This is a genomic window from Magnetococcales bacterium, assembly GCA_015228815.1.
Taxonomy (GTDB): domain Bacteria; phylum Pseudomonadota; class Magnetococcia; order Magnetococcales; family UBA8363; genus UBA8363.
Map to the genome: position 1 here is coordinate 35,258 of JADGCV010000027.1, position 17,828 is coordinate 53,085.

The following is a 17,828-nucleotide window of genomic DNA, read 5'->3' on the forward strand; positions in this document are numbered from 1 at the left end:
CGTGGATTCACACCCGTCAATGATCCGGAAAATCGTTTTTTTTGCGATTTCGCTTTTTTTTTGCACAAATTTGTTTGCTTCCGGGCTGCAACATGCTATAAACGCCCTGTACATTGATCAAACCAACAGGAGTTTTGCATAATGGCTGACAGGGAAACAGGAACCGTCAAATGGTTCAACGACAGCAAAGGCTTTGGATTCATTGCCCGCGAACATGGTGAAGATGTCTTCGTCCACTTTTCCTCCATCAAGAGCGACGGCTTTCGTTCGCTGAAGGAAGGTCAAAAGGTCGAATTCACCGTTGTTCAAGGCCAAAAAGGTCTCCAGGCCAACGACGTGGAGGTGGTCTAGACATTTTTCCTTACCCCTCCGGGGATCAGAACAACTCGATCCACCCGATCAGTGGCAGGTTTTGGTTGCGAACAGCAGCAATTCGCAAGTCAAACCATCAAGTCCAACGGAACGGATGTCGTGCTGAGAGGATGATTCCCCAGTTCGTCGAGAGAACGAAGGGCGACCTGCTTCAAGGTCCTCCACTCTGGGTGGGACTGGTGGTGTGGATGGAACGTCTGTAAAAAAGAGACCTGCCGGTGATTCGGACCGGGCTGAAGGAGTAGCCCTGTTTTTCATCGGCGGTCTTTTTTTTTGCCCGTTGGCAATCATTCGGGCATTCATTGGTTCATGGTTCATCCTTGATCCACTGACGGAGTTGCCACCACTCAGGCAACCAAGACGCGATGTCTTTATCGGTACCACTAATGCCTCTCAACACCTTTTCTCGAAATGCCCACGCTCCACCCAACTGATTTTTCTTGAGCCAGCAATCCATGGCCCAAAGGAGGTCCTTGCCCGCGAACGCATAAAGAAAATGTCGCCATCTGCTTCCTTGGGGACGACATTCATCAAGGTACCTTTTGAAGGATTCCACCACTTCGTTCTCACAGACCAATTGACCCTGCCGGTGGTCGCCGACCGTCTTTCTGATGCCATCAAGGCAATGCCGTTCATCCAGTTCATTAGGAAAAAGGTGCCGTTCCTTTCCCCGTTCATCACCGAAACTGGAAGCAAGATCATGGAAACGCTTCCGATTGGCACTCAACGCCGTTCGTGCCGCCTGATAATCAGCAATCCGGTCCCTGGCCGCTTCAAGGGCCAGACGATACGGACCCAGATCAACCTCGTTTTTCATGGATTTGCCGACGATGTCCGGGTCGATCAGGTAGTTTTCAATCTCTTTGCGCTCCCAACGCCAACCAAAGTTGATCGTCTCATCCCCTGATTTCCAGACACGAGGTTTTCCAATCGGTCGCTCCCATGTCGAAAGGAAATCGCCGTCCAGGATCCCCACCACGGCCTTATTGCCAAGTACCTCCCGTTTGGCAATAATCTTGTTGCCCATTCCATACTTCCCCCCTTCAGACGAGACCATGCAAATCCCTGCAAGGAGTTTTCCAAGGACCCTGACATCCGGACTGCCCTTTTTCCCTTCGCACAGGAGCTGATTCACAGGCATAATCGTCCTCCCGACAAGCGGCAGGTCTCCTCGGGACTGACCAGGGAAGAGATGGCTTCGGAATGGGTGGTCAACAAGAACTGACAGTTGGGACCGATGGTTGGCAGAGCCGAAAGAAGCGCTTGCGCCATGGGAGGATGCAAATTAAGGTCGATTTCATCAATCAACACGATGGAGTTGCGAATCCGCATCCGAACGAACTCATAGAGCATCGGAAAGACCGACTGCTCACCGGCGGACATCTCTTCGATGTCATAGGTTCGGTTGCCGTCGTTCAGACAGAAGTAATAATCCTCCGCAGTTGGCATCCCACCTCGAAACATGGGCTCCGGCATGGAGAATGAACGACCTGGGAATATCTTTTTATAGCTGTTTTCAAGCTCCGTCAACCAATCGCTTGCACCACCTGTCAACCGATTCATCATCCATCCATTGAGGTGCTTCCTCAACCGGGAGACACCGATTGAAAAGTGCTCGTTGCGGCGTAATGTCTGATCGTCATCGGCAAACTGTCCTCGTTTTTTTTCCGGTTGATCAGGCCGCGGCGAAGCCAAATTCCTGTATTGGTCGAACCAAAAGATACCAGGAAGGCGGGTAAAAAACTCCCTGGCGCCAATAATGCCACGCTTCACCAATTGTGTTGCATAATACCGACCGCGAAACTGGAAAATGTGTTCCTGCTGGCCATCGACAATGGAATAATGGCCGCCTTCCAAGCGAACGGTCACCTTCGTTGCACCACCGGGTTGGACATAACACCCCGCGACAGAATGGCTTCCGTTTCCATACCATAACCGGGCCGCCTCTTGGGTCGCCATGATTTCGTCGTCGCTGAAATGGACCTCCACCTCGACCACGGGCGTCCCCCATTTCTCATAGCGTCCGGGAACCCACCCTTGCCAATCAAAATCGTTCACATCATGGGTTGTGTCGGTAATTCTGGACAGGCACAAGGCAATCGCCTGAAGCACAGTCGTTTTTCCCGTGCCATTATCCCCAAGAATCAGGAACGAATCCGAGATGTCATCCGTCAGTGCGTTCTTGATCTCGATTTCCAGTGTCCCGAATCGTTTAAAATTTTCCAGTTTGACGCGCGAGATTTTCATCATCCGGTCTCCAATAACCACGGCACGGGGCCGCCGGGAAGGACTTTGATCATCGCCCCCTCTTCATGCCTGAAAAAACGCTGCTCCCGTCACATGAATGTACTGAAGAGAGATTGAAAACCAGCTGATACGAGATGACCGTTTGTCGAATTTGCGCTGAACCAGCACACTCTAAATCTGTTCCCCAATCCGCACCACAACCTTCTCCCGCTCGATGATCTTCCTGAACGACGCACTGGTCGTCGCCCAATCCACCACATCCACCTTCCAGGGTAAATCAGACTCCGAAAAATCATCCCGCAAATCGCCCTGCACATCCAAACCGATGGGCTGGTCGGAAATCACGCACAAGTCCAGGTCTGAATATTCCTTCGCGGTCCATTTGACGCGAGAACCAAACGCCCACACCTCATGGTTGGGTACATGTTTTTTTAGAATATCCAGTACGATTTGCAGATGGTCTGGACGGATATCAATCGGGGGTTGTTTTCTCACCTCTTTTCGATTTTTTTTTTTGCAGTTGTTCCAGAAGATAACGGGCCTCATTCAGAAAGGCAGGAATGTACCGAACAACGTCAATGGCCATCATTTCATCACAGGTATGACTGGTCTTGCCTCTGCACTCCCGGTATTTTTTCCAATCGGTCCAATTCCCCAACAACAGCCCATATTCATTGCCCGTGCGAATCAAATCTGGAAAAAGCATATCATCAATCACATCTGCCGAAGGAGATGCCGAGGCCAAAAATCTCCTGAGCATTTTGTGACTTATTTCGTAGGTGAATTCAAAGCGTTGTATCAAGCCGTCTCGAATCTGGATATCGGAGACATCCAGTTGATAACGGCTCAAACCCTCATCGAGCCGCTGAACCGCTCTTTCCAAGGGTGACAGGTCAAGTTCATCCGTCATGGTCATCGGAACTCATACCCCAAGGAACCCAATTTCCGCCGAATCAACTGGTCCAACTCCTGCCCCTTGGCCATCTGCTCGCCCAGCTTTTCGGTCAACTTGCGCATCTTCTCGGCGAAGGCTTCATCGGACCGCCGGGAAGGATTTCGATCATCGCCCGCCCTTGCGTCGCCAATCTGTTCCATCGGTCAACGGGCTTCAGTTTGTTTTATATTTTTTCAGCAGAGCCAGAGATTTTGCCAGTGCCACATCAAGGCTGAGTCCAAGTTGTTCCTGGACCGTCTTGTAGGGGGCGGAAGCCCCGAAACGGTTGATGCCGAGGACATCGCCGCGAACGCCGACCCATTCGCGCCAACCCAGGGTCACCCCCGCCTCGATGGCCAATCGGGCATGGACCCGGGCCGGAAGGATCTCCTCCTGATAGGACGCGGGCTGTTCCTTGAAGAGTTCCCAGGAGGGCATCGACAGGACGCGCACCTGGACGTGGCCAAGTTTTGCCAACGCTTCGCGAGTCTCGACCGCCAGATGAACCTCCGAACCGCTGGCCATGATGATCAGGTCGGGATCCCCGTCGCAATCTTCGAGGATATAGGCCCCCCTGGCAACCATTTCGCGGGAACGTTCGGTCAATACCGGAAGCGCCTGCCGTGTCAGACAAATGGCGACCGGTCGTTTGTTGGCGATGGCCACCCTCCAGGCCCCAGCCGTTTCGAAGGCATCGGCAGGACGCAACGTGGTCAAATGGGGGATGAGCCTGAGACTCATGACATGTTCGATCGGTTGATGGGTCGGTCCGTCCTCGCCAACACCGATGCTGTCATGGCTGAGGACGAAAATGACATGGGTCCCCATGACCGCGGCCAGGCGTATGGCGCCGCGCATGTAGTCGGAAAAGACGAGAAACGTGCCGCAGAAGGGGACAGTGCCCCCATGCCGGGCGATGCCGTTGGTGATGGCCCCCATGGCATGCTCGCGGATGCCAAAATGGATGTACCGGTCTTCCGAATCCCAGATCCAGGTCTGATTGGAATCGGTCAGATCGGCGGAACCGCCGATCATGGCGGGAAGACGGCGGGCAACGGCATTGAGCGCCTTTCCCGAAGCCTGGCGCGTCGTGACCATCTTGCCGCCGAAATCGATCGTATCAAGCCCCTTGTCCCATCCCTCCGGAAGGACACCGGCCATCCAGTCACGCAATCTTTTCGCCTCCTCGGGAAAACGGGTGGCGAAAGCCCCAAGACGGGCTTCCCATTCCCCCATGAGTTCCGCCCCCCGTTTGACCATCCTCCGGCAATGATGCAACGCCTCCGCAGGGACATGAAAAGAGGTTTCCGGCCAATTGTAGAACTGTCGGGTCGCCACCATATCGACCGGCCCCAGAGGCGCGCCATGACTGGCACAGGTCCCGGCCTTCGGAGACCCATGGCCGATCCGGGTCCGAACCATGATCAACGATGGCCGTTCCTCCTCGGCCTGGGCCGCGCGAACCGCACGTTCGATCGCTTCCATGTCCTCGCCATCGTCAACGCGCAATACCTGCCATTGATAGGCCTCGAAACGGCCCTTGACATCCTCGCTGAAGGTCAGGCTGGTCGGTCCGTCGATGGTGATCCCGTTATCGTCATACAGGTAGATCAGCTTTCCCAGGCACAAATGTCCCGCCAGGGAGGCCGCTTCGCATCCCAGACCGACCATCAGGTCGCCATCGGAAACGATGGCATAGGTGAAATGATCGACGATGGGAAGAAATTCCTGACGATTGAAGTTCTGCGCCAGATGCCGTTCGGCAATGGCCATGCCCACACCCATGGCAAAGCCCTGTCCCAGAGGGCCGGTCGTCGTCTCCACGCCAGGAGTCACTCCGAACTCGGGATGGCCCGGCGTGCGACTGCCCCATTGCCGAAACTGTTTGAGTTCGTCAAGCTCAAGACCAAATCCCGTCATGTACAACAGGGCGTAGAGAAGGGCCGAACCGTGCCCCGGAGAAAGAATGAACCGATCACGATCGGGCCAGTTGGGATCCTTGGGGTTGTAGCGCATGATCCGCGACCACAGGACATAGGCCATCGGCGCAGTCCCCAGGGGCATGCCGGGATGGCCCGAGCGGGCCTGTTCCACCTGGTCGGCGGCCAGCATGCGCAGGGTGGTGACACAAAGGCGGTCCAGGTCCGTGTAGGGAAGGATCGAACGGGGTGCTGCGTCGGTGTAAGCGGGCATGTCTTTCATTGGCGGTCCAAAACAGTCGCTATTGTGTGATTTGTTCATGAGGGGTTCCGTCATGGAGGAAAACGGCGCTCGAAAAACCTTACTTCCTGCCGGCACGGCGGCGGCCATGTTGGAATCGATCACGCTCCGTGGAATTGGTTACTGGTTGAAAAAAAGATTTAAAGTAACCTGGATTCCCGCGACAGGTCCAGACTTCAAATGAACATGGGTCCCATATTTTTCATTTTCCCCGGGATCGCACACGCAGGCGTTCCGGCAACGCCCGAAGCCCGAACTGCGTCCGATCGATCCCGAATAATGGAAAAATGTAAGAAAAAAATGGATAAATTTCATACGGATATTTTTACACCGCCCGCATCGACGGCACTTCATTCGGAACGAAAAACTGGTTATAGTCGGCTACCATGTTTCATGCTCCCAACATACCCATCCATCTGGCGGACGATTTCCAGTATTGCCGGGAAATCGTGCGGAAAAACTCGGAACAGCACTCCCTGGGGTCGCTTCTGGTTCCGCGCAAGCTGCGCCCCTTTCTTTATGCCATCTTTGCCTTCGCCAAGACCGCCGATGACTTTACCGGTCTGCCCGGTCGCGACGACTCGGCACGATTGCGGTTGCTGGATGATTGGTCGCGACGGCTGTTGCAGGCGGAAGCGGGGGAACCGGACCATCCCATCTTCCGTTCCCTGGCCCATACCCTCGATGTCACCGCCCTGCCGGCGATCTATCTGCACGAGCTTCTGATCGCCTGCCGGATGAACATCACCAATAAACGGTATGACTGCATCGGCGAACTGGAAGAATACTGTCGCTATTCCGCCAACCCCATCGGTCGGATCATCATGCACCTGGCAGGAGAGGCGACCCAGGAACCACGACAACCGGTCCCGCTCAAAATTCGCCTGGCCGATTCGATCTGCACCGCGATGATGTTGACCCATCTGTGGCAGAACCTGGGCCAGGATCCCTGGAGTGGCCGACCGTTGTATCTGCCCATCGAGGAAATGAACCGCTTCGGGGTCACCGAGGAAATGATCCTGGCGCGACGTTTCACCCCCATGCTTGGCGACCTGATGCTGCATCTGATCGGCGATACCCGCCAGTTGTTTCATCGCGGGCAAATGCTGCTCGAAATGGTCCAGTGGCCCCTTCGACTCGAATTGGCCACCATGATCGAACAGGGACAGGCCATCCTTGACAAGATCGAGGAAAATGGCGGCAACACCCTGCGATCAAAACCGCAACTCTCCCCGTGGAATCGAGTCAATTGTCTGTTTCGCGCCCTCGGTCGTTCCTCTTCGACCCAACCGCCCTGACGAACCGGAACAATGGATGGCTCCGAGAAAAATGTCCTCATCCCTTGAGCCCGGCAAAAAACCGTCCCACCGCTTCCGCCCCCTGGGCGCGATGGATTTCGATGGCAGCACTTCCGACCACGGCCAGTTCGACCTTTCCAATCAGACTTTGCACATCCGCCGTCGCGCGAACACCGAACCCCAAAGCCAGGGGAACACCCGTTGCCCGACGGCACCGACCAAGAAAATCCATCAACCGGGGGTCGAATTCGGTATGCTGTCCAGTCACCCCGCGTCGGGCAACACAGTAAACCAGCCCCGAGGCATGCCGGCCCAGGGTTTCCAGGCGATTCCCGGGCGTCGTCGGAGTAAACAGGTGGATCCAGTCCAGCGTTCCCTTGCCATGGATCCGACACCATTCCATGGCCGGCCCCGCCTCGTCGAAAGGAAGATCGGGAACGATCAGACCACGGACGCCCATCGCGGCCGCTTCCTTGATGAAGGATTCCATCCCCCGGGCCAAGAGAATGTTCAAATAAGTCATGATCAGAATGGGAATGGGATAGCGGCGGACGCTCTCGGCAATCAACTTCAACCCCTCCGCGACACGGAACCCCCCCTTGAGCGACTCCTGATTGGCATGCGCGATCACCGGACCATCGGCGATGGGTTCGGAAAAGGGAATCTGCAATTCGATGACATGCACCCCCGCCGCCACCATTTGATCCATCACCTTCCGGTTTTCCTCCAGGGACGGATATCCCAACACCAGATGGGACATGATCTGGATGGGGTCGGAACGCGAACGAATGCATTCCTCAAGGAAACTTGGAGCGGCGGCGGTCATGTTCATCCCTTCCGAGCAAAAAGAAGTATTTTCGAAAATGTGTCCCATGGAACAATCGATCGATGTGTCAATCGGCGCGGTACTGCCGACTCTTTTCCACGATGAATGCACGCCATCCCGGATCATCGAGGGCGTCGGCGATGGTGAAGATGTCCTTGTCGCCGCGTCCCGAAAGATTGATGATCACGACCGAATCCGGCGGCATGGAGGAAATTTCGGAGAAGGCGCCGGCAACGGCATGGGTCGATTCCAGGGCGCCGATCAATCCTTCGAAACGCATCAGTTTTTTCAGTGCCAGGACGACCTCCTGGTTGTTGGCCGCGGCAAAGCGGACCCGCCCCCGCTCATGAAGATCGGCCAGAATCGGCGATACCCCCACATAGTCCAGTCCGGCGGCCACGGAATGGGTTTCACACATCTGTCCGTCATCGTCCTGGAGGAATCGTGTCCGGTAACCGTGGGCGACCCCCACCCGGCCATCTCCCGAGGCCAGACGCGCCGCATGGCGTCCCGAGTCAAGCCCCTCCCCACCCGCCTCGACCCCCACCAGTTCCACCTGGGGATCCTCCAGGAACCCCTGGAAAATGCCCATGGCATTGGAACCGCCGCCAACACAGGCATAGACCCGGTCCGGAAGACGTCCGGCCTGCTGGAGAATCTGTTTTCTGGCCTCGATGCCGATGATCGACTGAAACCAGGAAACCATTTCGGGAAAGGGATGCGCCCCACAGGCGGTACCCAGGACATAGTGGGTGTCATCCATGCTCCCGACCCAGTCGCGCATGGCCTCGTTGATGGCATCCTTGAGGGTGCGCGAGCCGGAATGGACCGGGACCACATCGGCCCCCAACTGCTGCATCCAGAAAACGTTGGGGCGTTGCCGCTCCACATCCTTGGCCCCCATGTAGATGACACATTCGAATCCCATGCGCGCCGCCATGGTGGCGGTGGCGACGCCATGTTGTCCGGCCCCGGTTTCGGCGATGACCCGCCTCTTGCCCATCCGCCGCACCAGCAACCCCTGCCCCATGACGTTGTTGGCCTTGTGGGCGCCGGTTTGATTCAGATCCTCGCGTTTGATATAGATCTTCCTGCCAAAATGTCGTGACAGATTTTCCGCGAAGGTCAGAGGGGTCGGGCGGCCCGAATAGTTCTCCATCACATCGAGATATTCCCGCCAGAAATGGGGGTCGGCGCGCGCCTCTTCATAGGAGGCGGTGAGACGGCGAAAAGTCTCGTGCAGAATTTCCGGTATATAAGCCCCGCCAAAGGTGCCAAAATAGCCTTTTTTCATCATCGATCCCTGGATAAGGTTTGGTCCTGGACCGCCCCACTATAGCCCCTTGCACGGCCTCGGGGAAAGTGAATGCCTCATGGAACGCAAACAACCGATGCCAAACCTGGCTGCGGGGATACGAAGTCAAAACCCCAAGGAGTTGCCCATGAACAGGATTTGGCACGATTTTGGCGCATATTTAACAGTAATATATTGTATTTTAATCGGGGTAAAATCGACGAGACATTGCTTTCGCGTTTGGTTGGCAGCATGATTGGGCATATGGCCCACGACGAAAAGGGGGGTGCTGCTTCACTAAAAAGGAGCAGGAAATCGGCAAAACAAGCCGGGAAGTCCGACACACCACCAGAGGAACACCCTCCTGCCGTGGAAGATCGACTGGAGCCGTTGCCAATTTCAGGAAGTCCTGCATGAAGCCGCGTCTTTACCTGGAAACGAGCATCATCAGCTACCTGGCTGCGTTACCAAGTCGGGATCTGATCGTTGCCGCCCATCAACAGATCACGCACGAATGGTGGAATGAACGACGTGATCGATACGAACTATACGTGTCGGAATTGGTCATACAAGAAATTGAAATGGGAAATCGCGATGCAGCGCAAAGACGGTTGTCTCTGGTGGTGTCCGTTCCTGTTTTAAGGCTTGATGATGCGACGATCCTGCTTGGTGAGAACTTACACAGGCTTGCGAATCTACCAAAAAAAGCGGAAGCAGACGGATTACATATTGCTTTGGCAGCCTCCCATTGTATGGATTTCTTGCTGACGTGGAATTGTCGCCATATCGCAAATGGCAGAACCAAACGTGCTATCGATAACGCATTGCATGCACAAATGATGGTACCTCCTATAATCGTCACACCCGAGGAACTGCCAGAGGAAGATTGAATATGTGGACCGATCCGATTGTTGAAGAAGTTCGTAAAAACCGAGAAGAGTTTGCCGCTCGATTCAATTTTGATTTGCGCGCCATGGGTAAAGCATTGCAAGAACGGGAAAAAATATCTTGCAGGAAAATGATTTCCCCGGTTTCGGAAGGTCTGAATGGAACCAACGAAATTGTTGAAGAAATTTCTGTTCCGGATATCCGGGGAAATGCCGGGGATACCCATTGTCCAAAGCCGTAGCATGAAAGACCTTCTTTTTCTCTGTCATCGAATTCCCTACCCTCCCAACAAGGGAGACAAGGTGCGTTCCTACCATCTGTTGCGCTTTCTGGAACGCCATTACCGCGTTCATCTCGGGGCGTTCATCGACGATCCGACCGATCGGGACCATGGGTCAACCGTGAAGGAATGGTGTGGCGGAGAAACCTTTTGGGCGACGTTGCGCCCGAGGATGCAAAAAATGCGCGCCCTTCGTGCCCTCGGCGGAAACGATGCCCTGACCTTTCATTACTATGCCCACACGGGGATGGAACGCTGGGTCGATGACATGATGCAGCGCTACCAGATTCCCCGAATCCTGGTCTATTCCGCCGCCCCCAGCCGTTTTGTCCTCAAGAATTGGCCACACCGCCCCAGACGCATCATCGATCTGGTCGATGTCGATTCGGAAAAATGGCGGCAGTATGCGCAAAACAGCCGCGGGCCGATGCAGCTGCTGTATTCCCGCGAGGCGCGAACCCTGCTCGAAGCGGAACAAACCATCGCCCGAACCTTCGATGCCACCCTGTTCGTCAGCCAGGCGGAAGCGGAACTCTTCACCCATCTGACGCCCGAATCCTCCGAACGAATCAACTTCTGGGAAAACGGAGTGGACAGCGATTATTTCGATCCGCTCCTTCCCAGTCCCAATCCCTATGGCCCCGGAGAAACGCTCGTCTTCACCGGCGCCATGGACTATCCCCCCAACGTCCAGGCGGTCCTGTGGTTCGCCGAGCGGGTGTTTGGCATGATCCGCCAGAAGGCGCCGACCACCCGGTTCGCCATCGTCGGTGCCCGTCCCACCCGGGCGGTGCAAAAACTTGGCCGTCGGGCGGGAATCGAAGTCATCGGCGCCGTCCCCGACATCCGTCCCTACCTTGCCCATGCCCGAATCGCCGTTGCCCCTCTGCTCATCGCCCGCGGGGTGCAGAACAAGGTCCTGGAAGCGATGGCCATGGCCAAACCGGTCATCGCCACCCCCCAGGCCATGGAGGGGATCCGTCATCATTCCCCCCTGCACCATTGGGTCACCGACATTCCGGAACTCTTTGCCCATTATGCCCTCAAACTGCTCGACCCCGTCGAAGGAACCCCCAGGGTTGCCGAATACGGCCAGATGGGACGACAGTTCGTGCGCACCTTCTACCACTGGGACACCAATCTGCAAAAAGTGCTCACCATTCTGGAAGGGTAATCCATGCGGATCGTTCATCTGCTCCATCGCCTGGATGTCGGGGGACTGGAAACGGTCGTGGTCAACCTGATCGACCGTCTTCCACGCGACCGGTTCGAACATCACGTCGTCGCCCTGACCCGATGCACCTCCTTCAAGAACAGAATCGACAACCCCCAGGTCCGGTTTTACGAGCTGAACAAGAAAGAGGGCAAGGACTGGATCGTCTGGTTCAATCTTTGGAAACTGTTGCGCCGCATCCAACCTGATCTGGTCCATACCTTCAACATTGGCGCCATCGAAGGGGTCATTCCCGCCTGGTTCGCCGGACGTCCCGTCACCATCCATGCCGAACACGGTCGCGACAGCAGCGATCCCGATGGAGAAAACAAAAAATATATTTTCCTGCGCCGCTTCCTTCATCCGTGGATCGACCGTTTCGTCGCCGTCTCCCGCGACCTCGACACCTGGTTGACCAACCGGGTCGGAATTCCCGCAGCCAAGGTGCGACGTATCGAAAACGGCATCGATACCTCCCTTCATCACCCCGGTCCCCGGACCTCCCTGCCCCTCGATCTTCCCCCACTCCCCGCCGGGAACCGATACGTCATCGGCAGCGTCGGTCGGTTGTGGCCCATCAAGGACCAGGCCACTCTGGTCCGTGCCATGGCCCGGCTCGGCCAACACGACCGTTCCCTGTTCGAGCGCTGTCACCTGGTCCTCATCGGCGACGGTCCCAACCGCGGGGAACTCGAACGGTTGGCCCGGGAAACAGGCATCGCCGACAGGATGTGGATCACCGGCTGGCGCGACGACGTGCCACGCCTTTTGCACTGCCTGGACCTTTTCGTCCTCCCCTCCCTGGCCGAGGGGACCCCTCTGACTCTGCTGGAGGCGATGGCCTGCCAAAAACCGGTCATCGCCACCCGTGTCGGCGGCGTCGCCGATCTTCTTCAGGATGGCCTGAACGGAACCCTCGTCCCCCCCGCCGACCCCGAGGCGCTGTCCCTGGCGATTCGACGACACTTGGACCATCCCGCCTGGTCCCAAACCCTGGCCAATAAGGGCAGGATCCGGGTCCAACGACACCACGCACTCGATGCCATGGTCGAAAGCTATCGAATCTTGTTCCAGAATTCCTTGTTACAAAAGAGACGGTAATTTACAAATCTCCTTTTGATTTTTTTCCGCGCACGGGGTATCCTGCGCATGAATGGTGTATTCGTGCCAGAGTCGTGTCCATGTTCCAACCAGAGAGGACAGATTCCGGCGGCACGACGCCGGCATGCCAAACATCACAAAGAAATCGACACGATTTCGACAAGATTTCGAGGATCCAAATCCATGGCTGAAGGGCGCCACGATTCCAACGAATTGGATGATTCCAACTCCGAAGCGTTCCGGTCCGATGGTCTGTCTTGCGCGCAAACCCCAGACGCCGAAGCCGCCGAAGCCGCCGAAGCCCGATTGGCGCGGCGGCGTCTTCTTCTCAAGGGGCTTGCCGCCGGCGTCCCCGCCATCGTCACCCTGCAAAGCGGCGCCGCCCTGGCCGCGCAAAGCACCAGTTCCAACTGCATCAGCAATGGTGGCGGCGCTTCGTTCAATGAGGCCCGATGCAAAACAGCCACCGCCGCGGGGACCAACAATTGGAAGCACGTCATCGATACCGACACCTCCACATGGGGAGTCGGTGGAGGTCCCTGCCCGACAACAACCCATTACGGAGCAGTTTTCGTTGACAATCTGGGCAATATCGCCACGGGAGGGTCCTTTGGCGGCAATGGTACCGGCGCCGCCAATCCCACGACCCCCGCCAGCGGCTATTACGCCGTCCGTCAATCCTGTTGGACCTCTTTTCACTGATCACGTCGTTTTATCTTCGGGATTCCATGTCCTCCGCCCCTTTCCCCCTGAAAAACGCGGCCATTCCAGTGCCACGGCGGTGGGTCGGCGGGGATGCCTCCACCTGGATTCACGCCCGTTTCGGCGCGGATCATCTGCTGTTCGATCGCCGGTCGGGAGCGACGCACCGGGTCAATGACCTTGTGATCGACATCCTTCACGCCCTGGCCCGGGAACCCGGCGACGCCCTCGAACTGGCCCGACGGTTACAGTTGGATCCGGAAGAAAAAACGGTGCTCGGAGATCTGGAGCGAATCATCGAGGATCTGGATCGACTGGGACTGCTCGCGCCGGTGGAACGGTGAAGATTCAGCATCTGTCATCCGAGGCACTTGAACATCATCTCGGATCAACGGGCTTGCGCTGGATGATTGGACCGTTTCTGATTCATCTTCGCAGTCGCGTCCCCCGGTTTTCCGAGTTTCTTTTGCAGTTTTATGGCGACAATCAGGCAACCTTCCCCCCCTGGGATGAGATTGCCGATTTTCACCTGACCCTGCAACCTTCCCGGGGATGGCGCCGCTTCATTCGTCCCAAGGTCCATTTCCGGTTGGATGGCAACTCGTTTTTTGCCCCCTTTCCCCGCGACCATGCCCCCCCCTTGTTCGAATGGGGCCTCAACATGGCCATCGCCGCCCGCGTCAATCATCTTCTGCTGCTGCATGCCGCGGTTGTGGAACGGGACGGCCTGGCCCTGGTGTTGCCGGGGACGCCCGGATCGGGAAAGAGCACCCTGTGCGCCGCTCTGACGCTGCGCGGTTTCCGCCTTCTGTCGGATGAGTTCGGCCTGTATTGTCCCAAACGCCGTGCATTCCTGCCCCATCCACGTCCCATCGGCCTGAAGAACGAATCGATCGAGGTCATCCGCGACTTCGCCCCCGAGGCGATCCTCGGCCAGGAATATCCCAATACCCGAAAAGGGACGGTCTGTTATCTGCAACCACCCCGCCAAAGCATCGTTCAAGCCGATCACCCGGCCCCCCCTTCCCGGATCATCTTTCCCATCTTCAATGAACACAGCCCGACCACTCTGGAGCGGGTCGATCCCGCCGAAGGATTCTTGCGTCTGGCCGCCAATGCCTTCAACTATGAAACCATGGGCGCCACCGGCTTCGAAGGGATCACCGATCTTGTCCGCCGCTCCAGGATGATGCAACTGCGTTTCGGCAGCCTGGATGAAGCGGTCGCCGCCGTGGAAGCGTGGACACACCAGGAATTCTCCGGAAGCGGCCCCGGAGTCGTGTCGGCATGAGACTGCCGTCGTTCACGCACGAATCGGCCATCTCCTCGATGCGTTCCTTCGTCCGGGGATGGAACACGGTGTCCCTTCTGGTCTTGGGCATGTTTCTCCGGGTCTTTCCCCACAACGGTCGGGCGTGGGGACAACGAGGGCGCCTGCTGGTGGCCAACGGACGTTTCGGAGAAGCCCTCCCGTGCCTGCATCAAGCCCTGAAACAGGGACACCAAACCGCACGGATCCATGCCGACCTTGCCCGAAGCTATCGTCATTCGCGACGATGGACCGCCGCGGAACGATCCTTGCGGCACGCCCTGGAACTGGAACCGCGACACGCGGAATTGTGGCTGGAACTGGGATCGCTTTACATGGGGCGCCAGCGCCATGGCGCGGCAGTCCATGCCTTCGAACAGGCAATTCACTGCCAACCCGACCATCCGACCCCCCTCTTTCACCTGGCCAGGCTCCACCTTTCCGTGGAACATGTCGATGCCCAGGCCTGCGAAAAACTTTGCCGCAAGGCCCTGACCCTCGACCCCGATCATGAGGGCTGCCTGTCCCTTCTGGCCAAATCACTCGACATTCTGGGAAGACTGGACGAATCCACCGCGATTCATACCCATATCCTGAAGAAAAACCCGAACGATCCCACATCCCTGGAAACCCTGTCCGCCCTGGGACGACTCCCCGGGGAAACCTTCGGTACGGCGCCCTCCCCGAACACCCTGGTCGAACCATCGCCCTCTGGCCCCCACGTCCATCCCCAGGAACGCGCCATCACCTATTTTTCCCGGGCCAAGGTGTTCATGAAGCAGGGCCATCACACGGAAGCCTTCTCCCAGTTTCGTGCCGGAAACGCCCTGGTCCGCCAGGGCATCGTTTACGACATTCATCAGGATGCGCTGTTTTTTCAACGCATCCAGGCAGTGTTCGATCACGATTTTTTCGCCGTGCGTCGCGGCTGGGGTCATTCATCGGCGAAGCCGGTCTTCATCGTCGGGATGCCCCGTTCCGGAACGACCCTGGTCGAACAGATTCTTGCGGCCCACCCCTCCTGTCATGGTGGCGGCGAACGGACCGACCTCATGGAATGCGCCCAATCGCTTGGGGTGCTTTCACGTCATCATCAACCGTTTCCCGAGGCGGTCCGGGAACTGACCCCGGAAGAGGCGGACCTCCTCGGAGCAAGTTTTGTCATGGGGTTGACCCTGGCCGGCGGCGACGCCTTGCGCGTCACCGAAAAACTGCCGCACAATTTTCTTTATCTGGGACTGATTCGCCTGCTTCTCCCCCAGGCGCGGATCATTCATTGCCGCCGCCATCCGATGGATACCTGCCTGAGTTGTTACCAGCAGATGTTCGCAAGCCTCCACCCCTACGCCTATGATCTGACGGAACTGGGTCGTTATTACCGCATGCATCACCATTTGATGGTACATTGGCATCGAACCATTCCGGAAAACCTTCTGGAAATCCACTATGAGGACATCGTCGCCCATCCGAAGGAATCGATCAGTCGGATTCTCGAACATTGTGGACTCCCCTGGGAGGATCGATGCCTTGAGTTTCACAAGGTTTCCCGTCCGGTCGATACCGCCAGCCTCATCGAGGTGCGGCAACCGCTCTATCGAACCTCGGTGGCGCGCTGGCGTCGGTTCGAAGACGAACTGCACCCCCTGCGCACAGCCCTTGGAGACCTTCTCGACGAGGCGGGCAATCTCTCGAAACGACCAGAACCGTAGAAAAGGCAGTCAGCGTTTCTTGTTGGTGTCAAGAAATTTCAAATGCGATTGCCCTGCGTCCAGGAACGTTCCACTGTCAGGATGATTTCCGATGTGGTATGCTTCTGCGGAATAGGAGAAAGAGATATGACAACGATTACGTTCGACACCCTGGAATTTGCCGAAGAATTGAAAGCCGCCGGTTTTACCGAAGAACAGGCGAAGGCGCAGGCTCGCGCACTTTCGAAAGCCCTGGAATCCAAGGGGCTGGCGACGAAGGCCGATCTGAAAGAACTCGATCTTACTTTTAAAGGAGAACTCGAAAAAATTAATGGTGAACTCAAACTCATCAAGTGGATGCTGGCGCTTGTTGTTGTCGTGACCGTCATTCCCGCTTTGAAGTCGCTATTCATTCCCTGAAGCCTGATGATCACCCAGGGAAGAGGATCCGTCCAATGGGTCGAAGTCTCGTCGTCGAATGGCGTGTTTGTTATTGGGGTGGTTCATGCACGAAAGTACGTCATGGAGGTTACCAAAAGGCATGGAACAAGGATTTGGCGGATGGGGAGGGATTTGAACCCCCGGTGCCTTGCGACACGGCGGTTTTCAAGACCGCTGCTTTAAACCACTCAGCCACTCTTCAGCGCATTTAATATGATGAAAGGCAACCGTTCATCCCCCCCTTGACAAGCGTCATCCTAAGCGAAAGCGGGGATCCAGGGAGACCCCGCAAATCCTGGATTCCCTCTGTAGCAGGGAATGACGGGGTCTGAACGGTTACGCCGGTATTGGCAGGCGATCCGAGAAATCAAGCCATAATTCAACTTCAATCGTGCCGCCCCGACGCATCCAGGTAAGGTCATTAAAATCTGCACTATGGCGAGACTCAACGGCTATAGCGGGGCTTTTCGCAAGGCAATCACGCACAAAGTCGATGGCATCCAGAAATGTTGTTTTTCCAACGCCATTTGGCCCGACCAGAACATGAAATCTTGATAGCGGGATATTTGTAACGGCACGAATACCTTTAAAATTTTTTATGGTAACACCAACGATCATGGTTGACCTTGTGCTGGTTCAGCGCAAATCCGATTGCGGCTCGACGATGACAATTTCATCACGGGTATTTTTGATTTGTGGATCGACACGGTTGAATGTGTCGTTGCGGGCTTCCTGATTGCTTTCGCTCTCTGGAAGGATTGCAAAATTGGCCTTGCTGCGTAAAAACCGTTTCAAGGCCCAGTCGAAAGTGATGAGGCGACGTTTGCTCATGGTCATGCTCCGTCAGCCCCTGCAATACCATGCATACGATGGCGGTGGGTCAGGGATTCGAACCCTGGAAGGACTTTCATCCTTGCTAGTTTTCAAGACTAGTGCAATCAACCGCTCTGCCAACCCACCATACCCTGCAACGCGCTGACACCGTCGCCAGAGGCACTTGGACAACTCATTATTT

At 56.4% G+C, this 17,828-nt stretch carries 22 protein-coding genes, 1 tRNA gene and 1 pseudogene; 14 read left to right on the top strand and 10 right to left on the bottom strand.

What is annotated here, in order from left to right:
- The first annotated feature begins 141 nt into the window (after positions 1-141).
- Both HQL76_12010 and HQL76_12015 read left to right on the top strand, forming a co-directional pair.
- Entirely contained in the window at positions 142-351 is a 210-nt protein-coding gene (locus HQL76_12010) for a cold-shock protein (protein ID MBF0109891.1), read from the top strand.
- Between the two features lie 205 nt (positions 352-556).
- Positions 557-1,279, top strand: coding sequence for a hypothetical protein (locus HQL76_12015; GenBank protein ID MBF0109892.1), 723 nt, complete (start codon positions 557-559; stop codon positions 1,277-1,279).
- Between the two features lie 224 nt (positions 1,280-1,503).
- On the opposite strand, the gene HQL76_12020 is transcribed toward HQL76_12015, so the two are convergent.
- The 5 genes from HQL76_12020 to tkt form a co-directional block, all read right to left on the bottom strand.
- Positions 1,504-2,619 carry an AAA family ATPase gene (locus HQL76_12020; protein MBF0109893.1) on the bottom strand — a complete coding sequence of 372 codons (1,116 nt, stop codon included), beginning with the start codon at positions 2,617-2,619 and terminating at the stop codon, positions 1,504-1,506.
- Between the two features lie 171 nt (positions 2,620-2,790).
- Positions 2,791-3,165 carry a nucleotidyltransferase domain-containing protein gene (locus HQL76_12025; protein ID MBF0109894.1) on the bottom strand — a complete coding sequence of 125 codons (375 nt, stop codon included), beginning with the start codon at positions 3,163-3,165 and terminating at the stop codon, positions 2,791-2,793.
- Complete coding sequence (locus tag HQL76_12030) at positions 3,092-3,529, bottom strand: nucleotidyltransferase substrate binding protein (protein MBF0109895.1); 438 nt, start codon at positions 3,527-3,529, stop codon at positions 3,092-3,094. The genes HQL76_12025 and HQL76_12030 overlap by 74 nt, the downstream gene beginning before the upstream one ends.
- Before the next feature lie 2 nt (positions 3,530-3,531).
- Positions 3,532-3,714, bottom strand: coding sequence for a hypothetical protein (locus HQL76_12035; GenBank protein ID MBF0109896.1), 183 nt, complete (start codon positions 3,712-3,714; stop codon positions 3,532-3,534).
- A 13-nt stretch (positions 3,715-3,727) separates the two neighbouring features.
- On the bottom strand, positions 3,728-5,755 hold the full coding sequence (tkt, locus tag HQL76_12040) for a transketolase (GenBank protein MBF0109897.1): 2,028 nt from the start codon (positions 5,753-5,755) through the stop codon (positions 3,728-3,730).
- A 52-nt stretch (positions 5,756-5,807) separates the two neighbouring features.
- Here tkt and HQL76_12045 point away from each other — a divergent pair, with 52 nt between their 5' ends.
- Positions 5,808-5,957 carry a hypothetical protein gene (locus tag HQL76_12045; protein ID MBF0109898.1) on the top strand — a complete coding sequence of 50 codons (150 nt, stop codon included), beginning with the start codon at positions 5,808-5,810 and terminating at the stop codon, positions 5,955-5,957.
- 202 nt (positions 5,958-6,159) lie between these two features.
- Positions 6,160-7,071: a squalene/phytoene synthase family protein gene (locus HQL76_12050; GenBank protein MBF0109899.1), complete on the top strand. Its 912-nt coding sequence runs from the start codon at positions 6,160-6,162 to the stop codon at positions 7,069-7,071.
- Between the two features lie 37 nt (positions 7,072-7,108).
- On the opposite strand, the gene HQL76_12055 is transcribed toward HQL76_12050, so the two are convergent.
- Both HQL76_12055 and trpB read right to left on the bottom strand, forming a co-directional pair.
- Positions 7,109-7,903 carry a tryptophan synthase subunit alpha gene (locus HQL76_12055; GenBank protein ID MBF0109900.1) on the bottom strand — a complete coding sequence of 265 codons (795 nt, stop codon included), beginning with the start codon at positions 7,901-7,903 and terminating at the stop codon, positions 7,109-7,111.
- 61 nt (positions 7,904-7,964) lie between these two features.
- A complete protein-coding gene (gene trpB / locus HQL76_12060; protein ID MBF0109901.1) occupies positions 7,965-9,194 on the bottom strand; it encodes a tryptophan synthase subunit beta in 1,230 nt (409 codons plus the stop codon).
- 69 nt (positions 9,195-9,263) lie between these two features.
- On the opposite strand from trpB, the gene HQL76_12065 reads away from it, so the two are divergent.
- From HQL76_12065 to HQL76_12110, 10 genes are all read left to right on the top strand, one after another.
- A complete protein-coding gene (locus tag HQL76_12065; protein MBF0109902.1) occupies positions 9,264-9,608 on the top strand; it encodes a hypothetical protein in 345 nt (114 codons plus the stop codon).
- Positions 9,605-10,081 (top strand): type II toxin-antitoxin system VapC family toxin, encoded by a 477-nt coding sequence (locus tag HQL76_12070; protein MBF0109903.1) that lies wholly within the window; start codon positions 9,605-9,607, stop codon positions 10,079-10,081. Before HQL76_12065 ends, HQL76_12070 begins: the two co-directional genes overlap by 4 nt.
- Before the next feature lie 2 nt (positions 10,082-10,083).
- Entirely contained in the window at positions 10,084-10,320 is a 237-nt protein-coding gene (locus HQL76_12075; protein ID MBF0109904.1) for a hypothetical protein, read from the top strand.
- Between the two features lies 1 nt (position 10,321).
- On the top strand, positions 10,322-11,533 hold the full coding sequence (locus HQL76_12080) for a TIGR03087 family PEP-CTERM/XrtA system glycosyltransferase (protein ID MBF0109905.1): 1,212 nt from the start codon (positions 10,322-10,324) through the stop codon (positions 11,531-11,533).
- Between the two features lie 3 nt (positions 11,534-11,536).
- On the top strand, positions 11,537-12,673 hold the full coding sequence (locus tag HQL76_12085) for a TIGR03088 family PEP-CTERM/XrtA system glycosyltransferase (protein MBF0109906.1): 1,137 nt from the start codon (positions 11,537-11,539) through the stop codon (positions 12,671-12,673).
- A 183-nt stretch (positions 12,674-12,856) separates the two neighbouring features.
- The gene (locus tag HQL76_12090) at positions 12,857-13,375 is read left to right on the top strand and encodes a hypothetical protein (protein MBF0109907.1); all 519 of its coding nucleotides are present in this window, start codon (positions 12,857-12,859) and stop codon (positions 13,373-13,375) included.
- A 26-nt stretch (positions 13,376-13,401) separates the two neighbouring features.
- Positions 13,402-13,719: an HPr-rel-A system PqqD family peptide chaperone gene (locus tag HQL76_12095; GenBank protein ID MBF0109908.1), complete on the top strand. Its 318-nt coding sequence runs from the start codon at positions 13,402-13,404 to the stop codon at positions 13,717-13,719.
- Between the two features lie 53 nt (positions 13,720-13,772).
- A complete protein-coding gene (locus HQL76_12100; GenBank protein ID MBF0109909.1) occupies positions 13,773-14,666 on the top strand; it encodes an HprK-related kinase A in 894 nt (297 codons plus the stop codon).
- Complete coding sequence (locus HQL76_12105; GenBank protein MBF0109910.1) at positions 14,663-16,393, top strand: sulfotransferase; 1,731 nt, start codon at positions 14,663-14,665, stop codon at positions 16,391-16,393. Before HQL76_12100 ends, HQL76_12105 begins: the two co-directional genes overlap by 4 nt.
- Positions 16,394-16,519: 126 nt before the next feature.
- Positions 16,520-16,792, top strand: a complete 273-nt coding sequence (locus HQL76_12110; protein ID MBF0109911.1) for a DUF1640 domain-containing protein — start codon at positions 16,520-16,522, stop codon at positions 16,790-16,792.
- Positions 16,793-17,179: 387 nt separating this feature from the next.
- Here HQL76_12110 and HQL76_12115 read toward each other — a convergent pair.
- The 3 genes and pseudogenes from HQL76_12115 to HQL76_12125 form a co-directional block, all read right to left on the bottom strand.
- Positions 17,180-17,431, bottom strand: a pseudogene (locus tag HQL76_12115) (AAA family ATPase).
- 18 nt (positions 17,432-17,449) lie between these two features.
- Complete coding sequence (locus HQL76_12120; protein MBF0109912.1) at positions 17,450-17,644, bottom strand: hypothetical protein; 195 nt, start codon at positions 17,642-17,644, stop codon at positions 17,450-17,452.
- Positions 17,645-17,683: 39 nt separating this feature from the next.
- A tRNA-Ser gene (locus HQL76_12125) sits at positions 17,684-17,773 on the bottom strand.
- Positions 17,774-17,828 lie beyond the last annotated feature (55 nt).

Bases quoted from the DNA above. Each gene is read 5' to 3' on its own strand.
- HQL76_12010 (MBF0109891.1), top strand. From the start codon at position 142: ATGGCTGACAGGGAAACAGGAACCGTCAAATGGTTCAACGACAGCAAA.
- HQL76_12020 (MBF0109893.1), bottom strand. From the start codon at position 2,619: ATGAAAATCTCGCGCGTCAAACTGGAAAATTTTAAACGATTCGGGACA.
- HQL76_12025 (MBF0109894.1), bottom strand. From the start codon at position 3,165: ATGAGGCCCGTTATCTTCTGGAACAACTGCAAAAAAAAAAATCGAAAA.
- HQL76_12030 (MBF0109895.1), bottom strand. From the start codon at position 3,529: ATGACGGATGAACTTGACCTGTCACCCTTGGAAAGAGCGGTTCAGCGG.
- HQL76_12035 (MBF0109896.1), bottom strand. From the start codon at position 3,714: ATGGAACAGATTGGCGACGCAAGGGCGGGCGATGATCGAAATCCTTCC.
- tkt (MBF0109897.1), bottom strand. From the start codon at position 5,755: ATGAAAGACATGCCCGCTTACACCGACGCAGCACCCCGTTCGATCCTT.
- HQL76_12045 (MBF0109898.1), top strand. From the start codon at position 5,808: ATGGAGGAAAACGGCGCTCGAAAAACCTTACTTCCTGCCGGCACGGCG.
- HQL76_12050 (MBF0109899.1), top strand. From the start codon at position 6,160: ATGTTTCATGCTCCCAACATACCCATCCATCTGGCGGACGATTTCCAG.
- HQL76_12055 (MBF0109900.1), bottom strand. From the start codon at position 7,903: ATGAACATGACCGCCGCCGCTCCAAGTTTCCTTGAGGAATGCATTCGT.
- trpB (MBF0109901.1), bottom strand. From the start codon at position 9,194: ATGATGAAAAAAGGCTATTTTGGCACCTTTGGCGGGGCTTATATACCG.
- HQL76_12065 (MBF0109902.1), top strand. From the start codon at position 9,264: ATGCCTCATGGAACGCAAACAACCGATGCCAAACCTGGCTGCGGGGAT.
- HQL76_12070 (MBF0109903.1), top strand. From the start codon at position 9,605: ATGAAGCCGCGTCTTTACCTGGAAACGAGCATCATCAGCTACCTGGCT.
- HQL76_12075 (MBF0109904.1), top strand. From the start codon at position 10,084: ATGTGGACCGATCCGATTGTTGAAGAAGTTCGTAAAAACCGAGAAGAG.
- HQL76_12080 (MBF0109905.1), top strand. From the start codon at position 10,322: ATGAAAGACCTTCTTTTTCTCTGTCATCGAATTCCCTACCCTCCCAAC.
- HQL76_12085 (MBF0109906.1), top strand. From the start codon at position 11,537: ATGCGGATCGTTCATCTGCTCCATCGCCTGGATGTCGGGGGACTGGAA.
- HQL76_12090 (MBF0109907.1), top strand. From the start codon at position 12,857: ATGGCTGAAGGGCGCCACGATTCCAACGAATTGGATGATTCCAACTCC.
- HQL76_12095 (MBF0109908.1), top strand. From the start codon at position 13,402: ATGTCCTCCGCCCCTTTCCCCCTGAAAAACGCGGCCATTCCAGTGCCA.
- HQL76_12105 (MBF0109910.1), top strand. From the start codon at position 14,663: ATGAGACTGCCGTCGTTCACGCACGAATCGGCCATCTCCTCGATGCGT.
- HQL76_12110 (MBF0109911.1), top strand. From the start codon at position 16,520: ATGACAACGATTACGTTCGACACCCTGGAATTTGCCGAAGAATTGAAA.
- HQL76_12120 (MBF0109912.1), bottom strand. From the start codon at position 17,644: ATGAGCAAACGTCGCCTCATCACTTTCGACTGGGCCTTGAAACGGTTT.